This is a genomic window from Prevotella herbatica (assembly GCF_017347605.1).
In the GTDB taxonomy this organism is placed as follows: Bacteria; Bacteroidota; Bacteroidia; order Bacteroidales; family Bacteroidaceae; genus Prevotella; species Prevotella herbatica.
The window spans coordinates 3,192,909-3,207,858 of record NZ_AP024484.1 but is presented as its reverse complement, the minus strand read 5'-3'; the positions used below and the strand labels follow the sequence as shown (position 1 = coordinate 3,207,858).

15 protein-coding genes are annotated in these 14,950 nt (G+C 35.3%); 9 read left to right on the top strand and 6 right to left on the bottom strand.

What is annotated here, in order from left to right:
- Window positions 1-18 precede the first annotated feature (18 nt).
- Window positions 19-168, top strand: a complete 150-nt coding sequence (locus tag prwr041_RS12355; protein WP_207154100.1) for a hypothetical protein — start codon at window positions 19-21, stop codon at window positions 166-168.
- Between the two features lie 6 nt (window positions 169-174).
- On the top strand, window positions 175-600 hold the full coding sequence (locus tag prwr041_RS12350) for an acetyl-CoA carboxylase biotin carboxyl carrier protein (protein WP_207154099.1): 426 nt from the start codon (window positions 175-177) through the stop codon (window positions 598-600).
- A 157-nt stretch (window positions 601-757) separates the two neighbouring features.
- Here the strand turns inward: prwr041_RS12350 and pyk are convergent, their stop codons facing one another.
- The 3 genes from pyk to panC form a co-directional block, all read right to left on the bottom strand.
- Window positions 758-2,218, bottom strand: a complete 1,461-nt coding sequence (pyk, locus tag prwr041_RS12345; RefSeq protein WP_207154098.1) for a pyruvate kinase — start codon at window positions 2,216-2,218, stop codon at window positions 758-760.
- A 122-nt stretch (window positions 2,219-2,340) separates the two neighbouring features.
- Window positions 2,341-2,685 carry an aspartate 1-decarboxylase gene (gene panD / locus prwr041_RS12340; RefSeq protein WP_207154097.1) on the bottom strand — a complete coding sequence of 115 codons (345 nt, stop codon included), beginning with the start codon at window positions 2,683-2,685 and terminating at the stop codon, window positions 2,341-2,343.
- 2 nt (window positions 2,686-2,687) lie between these two features.
- Window positions 2,688-3,548, bottom strand: coding sequence for a pantoate--beta-alanine ligase (gene panC / locus prwr041_RS12335; RefSeq protein ID WP_207154096.1), 861 nt, complete (start codon window positions 3,546-3,548; stop codon window positions 2,688-2,690).
- A 168-nt stretch (window positions 3,549-3,716) separates the two neighbouring features.
- Between panC and prwr041_RS12330 the strand changes: the two genes are divergently transcribed.
- Genes prwr041_RS12330 through prwr041_RS12320 form a run of 3 tightly spaced genes read left to right on the top strand, consistent with a single transcriptional unit; the run spans window position 3,717 to window position 6,111 of the window.
- The gene (locus prwr041_RS12330; RefSeq protein ID WP_207154095.1) at window positions 3,717-4,529 is read left to right on the top strand and encodes a glycogen/starch synthase; all 813 of its coding nucleotides are present in this window, start codon (window positions 3,717-3,719) and stop codon (window positions 4,527-4,529) included.
- Window positions 4,530-4,558: 29 nt separating this feature from the next.
- Window positions 4,559-5,971, top strand: a complete 1,413-nt coding sequence (locus tag prwr041_RS12325; RefSeq protein ID WP_207154094.1) for a DUF4270 domain-containing protein — start codon at window positions 4,559-4,561, stop codon at window positions 5,969-5,971.
- Between the two features lie 11 nt (window positions 5,972-5,982).
- A complete protein-coding gene (locus prwr041_RS12320) occupies window positions 5,983-6,111 on the top strand; it encodes a hypothetical protein (protein WP_018462285.1) in 129 nt (42 codons plus the stop codon).
- A gap of 87 nt (window positions 6,112-6,198) precedes the next feature.
- Here the strand turns inward: prwr041_RS12320 and tilS are convergent, their stop codons facing one another.
- From tilS to prwr041_RS12305, 3 genes are all read right to left on the bottom strand, one after another.
- Window positions 6,199-7,557 carry a tRNA lysidine(34) synthetase TilS gene (tilS, locus tag prwr041_RS12315; protein ID WP_207154093.1) on the bottom strand — a complete coding sequence of 453 codons (1,359 nt, stop codon included), beginning with the start codon at window positions 7,555-7,557 and terminating at the stop codon, window positions 6,199-6,201.
- Window positions 7,547-8,728: a class I SAM-dependent rRNA methyltransferase gene (locus tag prwr041_RS12310; protein ID WP_207154092.1), complete on the bottom strand. Its 1,182-nt coding sequence runs from the start codon at window positions 8,726-8,728 to the stop codon at window positions 7,547-7,549. Before prwr041_RS12310 ends, tilS begins: the two co-directional genes overlap by 11 nt.
- Window positions 8,729-8,798: 70 nt before the next feature.
- Window positions 8,799-9,464 (bottom strand): 3'-5' exonuclease, encoded by a 666-nt coding sequence (locus prwr041_RS12305; protein WP_207154091.1) that lies wholly within the window; start codon window positions 9,462-9,464, stop codon window positions 8,799-8,801.
- A gap of 104 nt (window positions 9,465-9,568) precedes the next feature.
- Between prwr041_RS12305 and prwr041_RS12300 the strand changes: the two genes are divergently transcribed.
- The 4 genes from prwr041_RS12300 (at window position 9,569) to prwr041_RS12285 (ending at window position 14,874) form a co-directional block, all read left to right on the top strand.
- Window positions 9,569-12,067 carry an FtsK/SpoIIIE family DNA translocase gene (locus prwr041_RS12300; protein ID WP_207154090.1) on the top strand — a complete coding sequence of 833 codons (2,499 nt, stop codon included), beginning with the start codon at window positions 9,569-9,571 and terminating at the stop codon, window positions 12,065-12,067.
- Between the two features lie 114 nt (window positions 12,068-12,181).
- A complete protein-coding gene (locus prwr041_RS12295; protein WP_207154089.1) occupies window positions 12,182-12,790 on the top strand; it encodes a LolA-like putative outer membrane lipoprotein chaperone in 609 nt (202 codons plus the stop codon).
- A 2-nt stretch (window positions 12,791-12,792) separates the two neighbouring features.
- Window positions 12,793-13,734: a hypothetical protein gene (locus prwr041_RS12290; protein ID WP_207154088.1), complete on the top strand. Its 942-nt coding sequence runs from the start codon at window positions 12,793-12,795 to the stop codon at window positions 13,732-13,734.
- A gap of 3 nt (window positions 13,735-13,737) precedes the next feature.
- Complete coding sequence (locus prwr041_RS12285; protein WP_317194515.1) at window positions 13,738-14,874, top strand: GH25 family lysozyme; 1,137 nt, start codon at window positions 13,738-13,740, stop codon at window positions 14,872-14,874.
- Window positions 14,875-14,950 lie beyond the last annotated feature (76 nt).

The following is a 14,950-nucleotide window of genomic DNA, read 5'->3' as shown; positions in this document are numbered from 1 at the left end:
ATTTAAACATTATATAAAATGGACAAAAATGTATACGCAGCAATTGCCATGGCTCTCTATGAGTTTGCTGGCAACAATGCTCACGATAAGGAACCGGGCATAATAACGATTAAGCCAAGGCATACACTTTGGAACGCTAAATTCCTATCATTAACAAAGAAACCATAAAAAGATATGAAAGAGTTTAAATATACTATCGATGGTAAAGAATATAACGTTACCATTGGCGAAATAGACGAGAATAATGTAGCCAGTATTAGTGTAAACGGTGAAGACTACAATGTTCAGATGGAAAAAGAAGCTGAGTCTGAGAAGAAGAAGGTTGTATTAGGCAAACCTGCCGACAACTCTGATGATGAGGCTACTCCAGCAGCCAATGTAAATACAAACAATGCCGTTAAAGCACCACTACCTGGAACAATTACTGCAATCAATGTTGAAGTTGGTCAGGAAGTAAAAGCCGGTGATGCTGTTGTCGTTCTTGAAGCAATGAAAATGGCTAACAACATTGAGGCTGAAAAAGATGGTAAGATTACTGCTATCTGTGTAAAAGTTGGTCAAAGTGTTCTTGAAGAGGATCCTTTGGTTGTTATTGAATAATAATTCCATACCTTTCAACTTTAGATAGATATAAGGAAAAAAAAGGAAGAAGACAATTTGTCTTCTTCCTTTTTTCATTTTCATCCATGCTTGGATTAATACAAAAAAATATGGGAAAGCTATTTACTATCCCATATTTCATTATATAATAAAAATATTATTCATCTACGTCAACCTTTGCACTTCCTGGAAGATGGAATTGATAACTTCTATCAAAGACTTCCTTAACCTTGTTGATTTCAAGGAAAGTAGTACCGCCGCCTTCACCAAAACTTCCACTAAGATATGCTATCTTATTTTCATCCTTAATATATCCTTTTTGACGAAGCATTCTCAATGCAGCAAAAAACATATACTGAGAACTAACCTGCTCTCTCTGATATATTGGAGTTACTCCATAACTAAGATTGAGCCATCGTTGAGTCTTTTCCTTATAACATATAGCTAATACAGGAACTGGGCCACGGAATGCGGCAAGATTACGAGCAGTTCTTCCAGTTTCACTATCAGTTATAATTCCAGCTACACCAGCTTTCTTTGTTGATTCAATAGCTGCATGTGCCAAAAATTCTCTAAGATCACAATCTCCATCAGTTGGAATTTCTATATCATCATCACGCAATTTATCTTTTTCAGCTTGTTCTGCAATGCGAGCCATAGTCTGAACAGCTTCCAAAGGATACTTTCCACTAGCAGTTTCACCACTGAGCATTAGAGCATCAGTTCTGTAATAAATTGCATTTGCTATATCAGTAACTTCGGCACGCGTAGGACGAGGATTATTTATCATAGTATGCAACATTTGCGTAGCTACTATGACAGGTCTCTTCTTTTGAATGCAACTGCGGATTATTGAACGCTGAATACCAGGTATTCTCTCAATAGGCACTTCTATACCAAGGTCACCACGAGCAACCATAATACCATAAGAAGCGTCAATAATCTCTTCAATATTATCTACACCTTCCTGATTCTCAATTTTCGAAATAATCTTAATATCGCTATTATGCTCATCCAGAATTTTCTGGACCTCCATAACATCAGCAGCATTTCTAACAAATGAATGAGCTATAAAATCAATATCTAACTCAATAGCCAGAAGTATATTATGTCGATCACGATCTGTTAATGCAGGAAGATCAATATGCTCCCCAGGAATATTAACACTTTTATGTGAGCCAAGAGTACCGTCATTCTGAACCTTTGCAATAAGCATTGGACCAACGTTCTCTATGACCTGCATATCTAATTCTCCGTCGTCAAACAATATATCGTCACCAACCTTAACGTCCTTAGTGATGTCTGAATATGAAACATTAACAATATCATGAGAACTGTCCATTTCAGGGCGACCAAAAATTTTGACTACATCACCTGTTTTATATTCAAGCGGTTCATCAACGCCTGTTGTTCTTACTTCAGGTCCTTTGGTATCAATCATAATACCAATATGAGGAGATACAGCCCTTACATTTTTTACAATAGTGCGTATACCTTCCTCAGTGGCATGAGCAGTGTTCATACGAACAACATTCATACCAGCAAAAAATAATTTTCTAATGAAATCCTGATCACATCTGCGATCACTTATCGAAGCTACAATTTTTGTTTGTTTCATATTAGCTATCTTGAAATTTCCTACAAAGTTAGCTCAATTATTGCACAAAACAAAGCTTTTTGAGTATTTTATTTTTAGTTAAAGCTTCATATTACAATTATGCACAATACGGCTAAAGTATTTTAGAGTTTGTTTCCTTCTTTTGGGAAGATGACTTTAGGTTCAAATGTTTTAGCCTCTTCAAAATCCATTAGCGCATAAGATATAATTATCACAATGTCACCTACCAATGCTTTCCTTGCTGCAGCTCCATTAAGACAGATGCACCCTGAACCTCTTTCGCCTTTTATAATATAGGTTTCAAAACGTTCACCATTGTTATTATTTACAATCTGCACCTTTTCACCAGCAATCATATTTGCTGCATCCAACAGATCTTCATCTATTGTGATGCTGCCCATATAATTAAGATTGGCTTCTGTAACCTTAGCGCAATGTAATTTACTTTTTAATACTTCGATATACATCGTCAAATTTTGTGTTCTTTATATTTAATATGATCTATCAAACGAATAGGAGTCTTTCCACAATTGACAGTTATACAACCAACTATATAATCGCTACTATTCCAATCACTTACATTCTGAAGAGTATTACCGTCAACTATTTCGAAATATTCAACATCCAATCCTTCTACAGCGTTTATTTCCTTAACAACCTTATCACGAGTTTCTGAAATACTATGACTCATAGCATATTCAACACTAGCACTAAGAGATTTGAAAATAGCAGGGGCTATAGCTCTCTCATCAGCAGTTAAGAGTGTGTTGCGACTGCTTTTTGCAAGTCCGTCACTTTCTCTTATTATTGGACATTCTATAATTTTCACATCACTTCCAATATACTTCACTAGTTGTTTTATCACTGCAATCTGTTGCCAGTCTTTTTCTCCAAAATATGCACAATTAGGGCGTGCTATATAGAAGAGTCTACTAACAACCTGACAGACACCATTGAAATGACCAGGACGACGCGCCCCTTCCATAACGGTAGAGACAGGAGGGAATTCAAAATGGCGTTTATCCTCTGACGGATACATTTCTTTAACAGACGGAGCAAATACATAATCTGCACCACATTTTTCTATTAACTTGCAATCATCATCCAAAGTTCTTGGATATCTATCCAAATCTCCTTTGTCATTAAACTGTGTTGGATTTAAGAAAACTGATACAACTGTTATATCATTGTCTTTAACGCTACGCTCCACTAATGAAGCGTGCCCCTCGTGCAATGCACCCATTGTTGGCACTAAACCAATACTCTTACCTTCTTTACGAGCATAAAAAAGCTCATTCTGCAAATCTACAATCTTATTAAAAACTTTCATTATTCTTTAATTCCAATTGGTGTGCAAAATAACAACTTTTTTCTTAAATAAGAAAGAATTATTATAAAATTATGCGAATAAACGACCATATTTGTTTGTTTTATTACATTTATGGCTCATTTTCAATAGTTTTTTTGTACCTTTGCAGTATTCAATCTGAAAATAAACATGGCAAAGAAAGTATTATTCATCAACCAAGAGATTACACCGTTCGTACCAGAGACAAATATGTCTATTATGGGTAAAGAACTACCACAAAAAGCACAAGAAGCCGGATTAGAGATTCGTACTTTTATGCCAAAATGGGGAAACATTAATGAGCGTCGCGGACAACTTCATGAAGTCATACGTCTCTCGGGAATGAATCTTATTATCGATGACACAGATCATCCACTAATTATCAAAGTTGCTTCTATTCCACAATCAAGAATTCAAGTTTACTTTATTGATAATGACGATTATTTCACCAAGCGTCAGATGACAATTGATGAGGAGGGTAATGAATATGCCGATAACGGTGAACGTGCTATTTTCTTTGCACGCGGAGTATTGGAAACAGTCAAGAAATTACGTTGGGTTCCGGACATTATACATTGTCAAGGATGGATGAGTGCTGTCGTACCTCTTTATATAAAGACTGCTTATCACGATGAGCCATCTTTTGCAAAGACAAAGATTGTAACATCGCTGTTCCATGAACAGCCAAAAGGCGAACTTGGCAGTAAGTTCCGTGATATCGTAGCTTTTAGAGATGCCAAGTCTGAACTTATGAAATGCTATAACGAAAAGTTTGATTTCTTAGAATTAGGCAAGTTAGCACTTGACTATAGCGACTGCGTTATTGAAGCAAATAAGGATGTAAACAATGATCTCCTAAAATATGCAAATAATAAGAACATTCCAGTTCTTGATTACCCTGGTGAAGATTTCATAGGAGCTTATAATGAGCTTTACGAAAAAATTTGCCCAACAGAAGAATGAAATAATAATTTTATCCCTAACAAAGCAATATGAAACTTAAAAGTCTTGGTCTTGCATGCATTATACTTGCATCATTCACTATAATTTCTTGTGATGATACCACTGACGGCATTGGAACATCACTTACCGACAACAGAGATAACTTGGATATCAGCACAGACACATTCTATGTAAGTACGAAATCCGTTATTGCAGATTCTGTACTGTCACGCAACACAACAGGATACCTAGGAAAATTCCGTGATCCTGAGACTGGTGCATATATTACTAGCAACTTTATGACTCAATTTAGTGTACTTGAAAACTACACATTTCCAAAAATTGACAGCATAATAAGCAAACAAGACGGTCTAGCTTATGCTGACTCATGCGAAATTCGCCTATATCATTCAAATACAATAGGAGATTCTCTTGCACCAATGAAGCTTAGAGCTTATGAACTTGGCAAACCTGTTGAAGATGAGGATTACTATTCAAACTTTGATCCAGAAAAAGATGGATATGTACGCGAAAATGGACTTGAAGTAGACAAGACCTATACCCTAGCTGATTTGAATTATAGTATTGACCAGCGTTCTTCCAGTGATTATAATGCCTCAATTCGCATTCCGTTAAATAAAGAATATACTGATAAAGACGGAAAAACTTATAAGAACTACGGTACATATATCATGCGCAAGTATTATGAGAATCCAAATAACTTTAAAAACTCATATACCTTCATACATGATGTTGCACCAGGATTCTATTTTAAATCAACAAATGGAATTGGAGCTATGGCTAACATCTATAATGCAATTATGTATGTTTACTTCAGATACACATCAAAAGATTCTACATATAATGTAGCAGCTACATTTGGAGGTACTGAAGAAGTCATGCAGACAACAAACATTAAAAATGATGCTGCCACAATAAAAAATATGGCTGCTGACAACAGTTGTACTTACGTAAAGACACCTGCTGGTATTTTTACTGAAATGACAATTCCTGTTGATGATATAGTAAAAGGCAAAGAGAACTATACTATAAATACAGCAAAGGTAACATTACAGAGAATTAACAACGAGAATCCTAACGAATATGCTTTGGGAGCACCTAGTCAATTGCTTATGATCCCAGCCGACAGCATCACATCTTTCTTCAAGAATCACGATGTTGCTGACAATAAGAATTCATATCTAGCTAACCTAAGTTCAAATGCATATACATTCAACAACATAGGTTCTATGATAAAGACGATGTCTGATAACAAGAAAAGTGGAAATATATCTGATAATTGGAATAAAGTTGTTATAATTCCTGTTACAACTTCTACAATGACAATAAGTAATAATACATATCTTACAGGTATTTATCATGACATGTCAATTAAGAGTACTAAACTAGTAGGAGGAAATACACCTATAAAACTAACTGTTGTATACAGTAAATTCAAATAACAGATTCACTTATGGCAGACAATTATCTTGAGCGAAAACGCCGCGATTATGAAGAGCGGAAAGCAATATGGCTTAAGAAAAAGCAATTTACGAAAATAAAGAAAACTTCTATTCAGAAACCTGAAGATGAAGCTTTATAAAAAGATCCCCATCATTTAAAATGATGGGGATTTATATTTCTACTATTTTGTATTGTAAACTTAAGCTCAGCATGCTATAGCTTCAATTCAAATATGTCTACGCATTTCGATCTTGAGACAATGTGATGATCCTTTAATTATCTTAAATCTGTTGTCTGTTCTAAGTCCAACAACCCAAACGATATTGCCTTCGTTATCTTCTATAACAAGCTGTTTCTGTTTATCAAAAAGCGTTAACTTATTATCAGTTAGGAAATCGCTAAGTAATTTACTACCGTTCATTCCAAAAGGTACGAATCTATCGGCATTTTTTATATGACGAATAACAAGTGGAAAGTTAACTTTATCTGCATCTAAAGTAACAACTTCTGATATTTTACTTGGTTTAAAATCAGAATCAATTTCAGAAACACTAAAACGAAACTCTAAGTTTTCATTATAATAATAATTGCCCGTCTCAGGAATCTTCATAATCTTATTCTGATTATCATCAACATTTATACTATTAATGATTATCATACCTCTATCTATCAACAAGTTATGCGATTTTGACGTCCAAATTTTACCTGATGGAGCATCTAAGTTTTCTGAAATCTGTTCGATTTGCGATGGAGTAAATGAATAGTCATGAATAATCGAATATAAAACATACTCCGATGAAATCATTGATTTCAGTCTATCTATATCTATATATGTGCACGAGCTTGTTTTTTTCACAACAACCTCATCAATACATTTTTTTATAGCTTCATCAAATATACAAGCAGCTTGTCTAATTCTATTTGCAGTTTTTGCAATATCAGCACTTGCAGAAGGATTAATTTGATTTAATAGAGGAATTATATTAAGCCTGATCTTGTTGCGCGTAACATCATCAACATTATTGGAACTATCGGTAACATAGTTTTGTTGAATAGAATTTAAGTAATCAATAATATCGTTGCGACTAACATCTAGGAGAGGCCTTATAATATAACCATTCCTAGATGAAATTCCCTGTAATCCATGCAATCCAGTTCCACGAATAAGATTTATAAGCAGCGTCTCAACACTGTCATCACGATGATGAGCTACTAATATAGCATCAGCAGATAGATCTTTACGCAGCTTCTCAAAATAATCATATCGTAATTCACGTGCAGCCATTTCAATACTAACCTTATGCAATGAAGCATAAGATTTTGTATCAAAATGAACACGATGGAATGGAACATTTTGTTCATTACATAAGTTCTCACAAAACTTCTCATCCCTATCTGACTCTTCACCACGAAGATGAAAATTGCAATGCATGGCTTCAACGCAATACCCCAAGTCAATCATGACACGAAGAAGAGCTACGCTGTCACTTCCACCGCTTAGGGCAACAAGATAACGACCATTTGCACTAAGCAAATGATTTATCTCGACATATCGCTTAACACGCAGTGCAAATTTATTCAACATATAGCACTAACCCTTTAAGGTATTCTCCTTCAGGGTGATAAATATTAATAGGATGATCAGCCGGTTGGTGAAGTTGATGCAAAATTCTCACCTTACGTCCTGCTTGTGCAGCGGCTGTGAACACCGCATTTCTGAAGTTATCTTTAGTAACAACCTGCGAGCAACTAAAAGTAAAAAGAATACCACCATGCTTGATTTTTTGGAAACCTTTTACATTCAATCTAGTATATCCCTTTAATGCATTATGTAATGCAGCACGATGCTTGGCAAAAGCTGGAGGGTCAAGAATAATAAGATCATACTTATCATCATTATTCTCCAAATACTTAAATGCATCTTCACAAAAGGCCTCATGACGGGTATCGCCAGGAAAATTAAGTTCTATATTATTATTTGTAAGTTCTATAGCCTTTGCACTACTATCTACAGAATGTACCAACTTAGCTTCACCACGCATAGCATAAACAGAAAAGCCACCAGTGTAACAAAACATATTAAGAACACTACGTCCTTTTGCGTATTTTTCCAATAGGCTTCTGTTTTCTCTTTGATCAACAAAGAAACCTGTTTTCTGTCCACGAAGCCAATCAACATGGAATTTCAACCCATTCTCAACTGCTATATCATTATCGGTGGAACCGTAGATAAAACCATTTTCCTGTCCTAAATCTGCCTTAAACGGAAGCGTAGTTTCACTCTTATAATAAATGTTTTTAATTCTATCACCAATAACTTCAATAAGTGCCTTTGACACTTCATTGCGGCACAAGTGCATTCCTACACTATGAGCCTGCATAACAGCGGTTTCCCCATAGCAATCAATAATCAACCCAGGCAAGTTGTCACCTTCACCATGAACCAGTCGATAAGTATTATTTGAAGGATTATCAGCTGCATTTATACTTTTTCGTGTCTCAAATGCACTTTTCAGTCTTGAGCACCAGAATTCATGATTTATTTCTATATCTCTGAAAGAAAGCACTCTCACAGCAATAGAGCCAATCTGATAGTGTCCTACAGCAATAAAATCACCAGAAACAGTAATAACTCGTACTATTTCTCCCTCATTAATACCATCATCCATGTGATGTATGGCTCCTGAGAATATCCAAGGATGAAAGCGTTTCAGCGATTCTTCCTTACCTTTTTTAAGGTATATTGATTTATACATATTATTATTTTAATAAATAAACACATACATGAAGTTAAATAAACGGCACGATATGTATAATTAAATTTAATTACATAGATGATACTTCCAAGCCGTGTGCAATATTTTCAGATTTAGGCTCTTCCAAAGTAATAAGGTCATATTCTTTTGAAATATGCAATCTTACAATCTCCTCATACAGATTAATACATGTCCACGCATCAGTGGCTGCATATTGTTTTTGCTTGTCGTTCAGCACATCAGCTTCCCAGTTTGTGAGTCTTTGCCTCTTGCTAATTTTCTGATGGAACAGATTAGCGTAAAGCTTTTGTAAGCTTAAATCTTTAACCCCGACCTTACCCACAATATTCTGCAAATCAATAAAATATCCAGGATTAAAATTAGCTCTACGATGCAATGACAGTATATCATCATGCCATGAAAGTCCAATTTTGGGCACAGTTTTATCTTCTAATAACCGAATAATTGAAGGTGTCAATCCAATGCAATTCAACCTGAAAAGAAAACAAGTATCTTTTGATGACACCTGAAGAAGGGCAACTTTATGTTGATCGCCCTTATGAAAAGTTGGGCGAGTTTCTGTATCCACACCTAAAATATCGCATGAAAGCAAATATTCCACCGCTTTATCGGCATCGGTCTCACTTATAATTGTGATTATCCTACCAGTAAAAAGAACGGCTGGAAGATCAGGTATAAGTTTCTTGTCAAATTTACTATAAATAGTTTTTTTCATCTTTAAATACGTATCTACGTGCAAAATTAAAAAAAAGTTATGAAAAGCATGCCGTTTCTCGGATATTTCAGCTAATTTTGCATTAAATTCAATATTAAAAGCGCATGGCAAGAAAAAAATCTGACCGCAAACCAAAAAACATAGGAGAAGCAGTTGGCTTTAGAAATATTTTCAACAGTGAAAAAACAGACTTCCTTTTAGGGCTAGTTTTGTTGTTATTGGCAATATATACTATTATTGTAATGGTATCATATTTATCAACAGGTCAAGCCGATCAAAGCTTGCTAGACAATTTGCGTCCAGGTGAATGGATTAACACAAACAGAGAGTTTGCCAATTATGGAAGTTCCATAGGTGCTATTTTAGCCTACGAACTAATGTACGTAAACTTTGGCTTACCTTCATTTCTGATACCTGCATTTATAATACTTGCGGGACTGAAGATGATGGCGATATATAAAATCAATCTATGGAAATGGTTCTTCGGGACAATGCTTGTAATGATTTGGAGTTCAGTGACTTTTGCCAAGTTTTTAACTCCTATTATGGGTAATTTTATATTCAACCCGGGTGGAAATCATGGCCTTTATTGTGTGCAGCATCTAGAAAACATTGTAGGTCCTCCTGGACTTACCGTAATATTATTTTTTACAGCAATTGCCTTCCTTACATATCTTAGTGCGGAGACTATCCAAGTAGTAAGAAAAGCGATGAATCCGGTAAAATATCTCACTTCAAAAGTTAAGTTTACAGTAACAAATCACGAGCCTAAAACTGAAAACACAGAAATAAACACCGAAAATAATGATAAGGTTGACATAGAAGAAGAACCTCAAGACGGTATTGACATACCTGAAAATATGCCAGAGGACATCCCTTCACCTATTGTTGACCTCACAGACTTTGGAAATGTGATAAGTACTAAAACAGACAACTTGCCAGAAAATATATTGCCTGCAGCTGCCGTTACCAAAATAAATGATAACGATGCCAATGCTAATAAATTAACGATTGAAGTCGCTAAAGATGAAGAAAAAGCAGATGGTAAGGAAGTCAATATTGAACAAATATTAAGCACACCAATAGACCCATTAGAGCCTTTTACCAGATATAAGAAGCCTACACTTGACCTTCTAAAGAAGTATGACAACGACGGAAAGCCAAATGTTGACATGGAAGAGATAAAGGCAAACAACGCAAGAATTGTTGAAGTACTAAATAGTTTCGGTGTCTCTATAAAAGAAATTAAAGCAACAGTAGGTCCTACTATTACACTGTACGAAATAACACCTGCTGAAGGAGTAAGAATATCAAAGATTCGAAATCTTGAAGATGACATAGCATTGAGCCTTTCGGCTCTTGGTATCCGTATCATTGCGCCAATCCCAGGAAAAGGCACGATTGGTATTGAAGTTCCAAACAATAAGCCACAAATTGTTTCTATGGAAAGTATCCTTAATTCTAAAAAGTTTAAGGAAACAAAAATGGAATTACCGCTTGCACTTGGTAAAACGATTACCAATGAAGTATTTATGGTTGATTTGGCTAAAATACCTCATTTGCTTGTGGCTGGTGCAACAGGACAAGGTAAGTCTGTAGGTCTGAATGCCATCATCACATCCCTGCTCTATAAAAAGCATCCCAACGAACTTAAATTCGTTCTTGTTGACCCTAAGAAGGTTGAATTTAGCGTATATCATAAGATATCAGACTATTTCATGGCTTGTCTGCCTGAAAATGATGAAGAACCGATAATTACTGACGTCACAAAGGTTGTAAGGACTCTTAACAGTTTATGCGGACTTATGGACCACAGATATGATCTACTTAAGATTGCTGGGGCAAAAAACATAAAAGAATACAACGCAAAGTTTGTAAATCATAAGTTAGATCTCACAAAAGGACATGAATACATGCCGTATATCGTTGTCGTGATTGATGAGTTTGGCGACTTAATTATGACTGCTGGTAAAGAGATTGAACTTCCTATAGCCCGTATAGCCCAGTTAGCTCGTGCTGTTGGTATCCACATGGTTATTGCGACACAGAGACCAACAACAAAGATTATTACTGGTAATATCAAAGCCAATTTCCCTGGACGTATGGCTTTCCGCGTAAGCTCACAAATTGACTCACGCACTATCCTAGACCGTTCAGGAGCTAACCAACTTATAGGACGTGGTGACTTGCTATTCCTTAACGGAAACGAGCCTGTTCGTGTGCAATGCGCATTTGTTGACACTCCCGAAATTGAGAACATCAATGAGTATATCTGTGGGCAACCTGGCCCGGTTGAACCTATGGAATTGCCAGAACCTGTTGATGATGGTAATAATGGTGGCATAAGCGCAGGTAATACAGACATATCTAATTTGGATCCATATTTTGAGGAAGCAGCACATGCAATTGTACTTTCGCAACAAGGATCAACAAGTATGATACAAAGACGCTTCTCAATAGGATATAACAGAGCAGGACGTTTGATGGATCAACTTGAACATGTAGGAATTGTTGGTTCAGCTCAAGGAAGTAAACCTCGTGAAGTTTTAATTCAAGACGAAAATCAGCTAAACACCCTACTCCGTCAACTAAGAAGTGAATAAATAATTTAAATAGGATTTAAATGTTTCAAAAGTTAGATAAAATTTCTACAGAATCATTTAAATCCTATTTTTATTATATATCTTTGCATAAAACAAAAAATAAACAAAAAAGTAATGAAAAAAATTGCTCTTATTTCATTAATGATGCTACTCACTTTATGTGTGTCAGCTCAAAACGCGGCTCAGGCAGCAAGAATACTAGACAAAACAGCTAGTGTTATTGGAGGCAAAGGAGGCGCAAGTGCTAACTTTTCAGTCAGTGGCAAAAGCCTTGGCGCAGCATCAGGAACTATTGCCATAAAAGGTAACAAGTTTTATGCCCACACTCCAAAGACCACAGTATGGTTCAATGGAAAAACACAATGGACATACATGAACACCACAAACGAAGTTAATGTTACAAATCCTAATGAAGCAAAACAGGCTCAGATGAATCCATATAAGTTCATTACTATATATAAGACTGGCTACAATCTAAGCATGAAATCTGTTGGTGGTTCTTACCAAATACACATGACTGCCCAAAACAAGCAACGTAGTCTTCAGGAACTTTACATCACAATCAACAAGAAAACATATACTCCTAGCAATGTTAGAATGTTGCAAGGTAAGAACTGGACAACAATTAATATCACAAACTTTAAGGCAAGAAATCAGAGCGACAATATATTCTCTTTCAATTCAAAGGACTATCCAAAGGCTGAAATTATTGACTTGAGATAAAAATGAAAATAAAAAAAATTATTGTCTTTATAGCTTTGCCAGTCATTGTGGCAGGTTTAGCTATATGGACAATTTTAAGAATATGGCCAGATGATAATAAAAGTTCATTGGCTTCAGTGGTTAAAATAGATTGTAAGCGCCATTATGTCTTAACTGATAAGAATGGACACAGTCTATTTTTTGCATTTATCAATGCAGATAGTCTTATGCAAGGACTTACATGGGACAAAAAAAATATTATTAATAACGAAACCGAATCTGAAGGATTTTGGATTAATAACAGTTGGCTCTATCCTTCATGCGAAGGAAAAATATTGTCGTCAGTGAGTGATACTACAGATATCATTATAAAGGGTATAACACCAAAGAGTTTTGTTGACCGCCAGATAGAGTATCTTACTAAGGAAAATAAAAAGATAAATCAGAAACAGAGTGAACTTAAATACTACCTTAGAGTTCACGGAGTTCAAGATGAAGGATATGACATGGTGGCTAAGTATGCTACGAAATTGCACGCATATAAAGACTCCATAAACAAAGAAATCATTATTCTTAAAGGAATACAGAAATCTAATGACATTAATATATATATTAAAGACCAATATATAGCAACTTACAAGAACAAGGACAAACAAAATACGAAACAAGTTTGCTATTTGGTAAAAAAGTCCTTAGATAACAGAATACAGCTATTAAGTAATTACGATCATACAACGCCACATGACGTAAATGTGGTAAGTATTATGCCATGGAAAAGTGATAAGAAAAAAAAGATTATGGCTGTATCTTATAAATTCGAAACTCCGTGCCCTGAAGAAATTGCGGATAACGGTTCTGGTATATATACAGAGACACTTTTCCACAAGGGGCTATTTGCAGGAATAAAAACTTCAAATGGCATTATTTGGAGAGAACAGATACATACCTTTATTAATAACAAATAGAAATTGAAAAAATTAAATATATATATAGTGATATCATTTACTCTATTATGCGCTGCATGTGGAGAAATGAAAGTTGGTAAAAGCTTTAGTTACGGAATCATTAAACAAGGCAATTCTATATATAAGGGCATCGTAAATAAAGGTAAGAAAGATGGCAAGGGAGTCTTCACGGATTCTCTTAAACGAACATTTACTGGTATCTGGCATAATGACACATTAACTAGTGGTACCCGTATTGATTCAGCTGGCATATATGTTGGACAACTTAATGCTAATGGCAATGCTTTTGGGCATGGCATTTACAAATCTAAAGACGGTTTCATATATGAAGGACATTGGGAAAATGACCAAAAAGATGGATTTGGTATGGCTATACTTTCCAACAACAAACTAAAGATTGGTGAATGGAAAAACAACAAATACAAAGGTGAGCGCCCTTATTACACAAGCGAGCGAATATACGGAATTGACATATCAAAATACCAGCATATGGTTGGCAGAAAAAGATATAGAATAAACTGGAACCAATTGCGTATAACAAGTCTTGGGACATTAAGCAAAAAGCGAATTACAGGAAAAATAGACTACCCAATAAGCTTTATATATATAAAAAGTACTGAAGGGAAAAAGCTTTTCAATCCCTACTACAAAAAAGATTATCATGCAGCCAGAGCTAAAGGATTTTATACAGGAACTTACCATTACTTCTCTCCTAGCACACCAGCAAGACTTCAGGCGTATAATTTTCTTAGACGATCATATATCAGAAAGGGAGATCTCCCCCCAGTACTTGATATTGAACCCTTACCATCACAGATAAATAAGATTGGTGGCGCTGGTGTACTATTCAAGAACATAAGGATATGGCTCAGAATTGTAGAACACAATACAGGAAGCAGACCTATTCTATATATAAGCCAATCATTCGTAAACAGGTATCTACCATTAGCACCTGATTTAGAAAGAGACTATCTTGTATGGATAGCAAGATATGGAGAATACAAACCTGATGTGCATTTGGTATATTGGCAGTTATGTCCTGACGGAAAGGTAAATGGAATACACCCTAAAGTAGATATAAACGTATTTAATGGTTATAGAGGTGAATTCAATAAGTTTGTCTCTAAGCATACGCTATAAAGAATACGTATCACACATACAATATTATAATGAATAAATGTTTAAAATAGATTATAGCTCGCTGATATATTAAGAA

Bases quoted from the DNA above. Each gene is read 5' to 3' on its own strand.
- pyk (WP_207154098.1), bottom strand. From the start codon at position 2,218: ATGAAACAAACAAAAATTGTAGCTTCGATAAGTGATCGCAGATGTGAT.
- prwr041_RS12350 (WP_207154099.1), top strand. From the start codon at position 175: ATGAAAGAGTTTAAATATACTATCGATGGTAAAGAATATAACGTTACC.
- prwr041_RS12310 (WP_207154092.1), bottom strand. From the start codon at position 8,728: ATGTATAAATCAATATACCTTAAAAAAGGTAAGGAAGAATCGCTGAAA.
- prwr041_RS12320 (WP_018462285.1), top strand. From the start codon at position 5,983: ATGGCAGACAATTATCTTGAGCGAAAACGCCGCGATTATGAAGAGCGG.
- panD (WP_207154097.1), bottom strand. From the start codon at position 2,685: ATGTATATCGAAGTATTAAAAAGTAAATTACATTGCGCTAAGGTTACA.
- prwr041_RS12300 (WP_207154090.1), top strand. From the start codon at position 9,569: ATGGCAAGAAAAAAATCTGACCGCAAACCAAAAAACATAGGAGAAGCA.
- prwr041_RS12305 (WP_207154091.1), bottom strand. From the start codon at position 9,464: ATGAAAAAAACTATTTATAGTAAATTTGACAAGAAACTTATACCTGAT.
- panC (WP_207154096.1), bottom strand. From the start codon at position 3,548: ATGAAAGTTTTTAATAAGATTGTAGATTTGCAGAATGAGCTTTTTTAT.
- prwr041_RS12325 (WP_207154094.1), top strand. From the start codon at position 4,559: ATGAAACTTAAAAGTCTTGGTCTTGCATGCATTATACTTGCATCATTC.
- prwr041_RS12295 (WP_207154089.1), top strand. From the start codon at position 12,182: ATGAAAAAAATTGCTCTTATTTCATTAATGATGCTACTCACTTTATGT.
- prwr041_RS12290 (WP_207154088.1), top strand. From the start codon at position 12,793: ATGAAAATAAAAAAAATTATTGTCTTTATAGCTTTGCCAGTCATTGTG.
- prwr041_RS12330 (WP_207154095.1), top strand. From the start codon at position 3,717: ATGGCAAAGAAAGTATTATTCATCAACCAAGAGATTACACCGTTCGTA.
- prwr041_RS12355 (WP_207154100.1), top strand. From the start codon at position 19: ATGGACAAAAATGTATACGCAGCAATTGCCATGGCTCTCTATGAGTTT.
- tilS (WP_207154093.1), bottom strand. From the start codon at position 7,557: ATGTTGAATAAATTTGCACTGCGTGTTAAGCGATATGTCGAGATAAAT.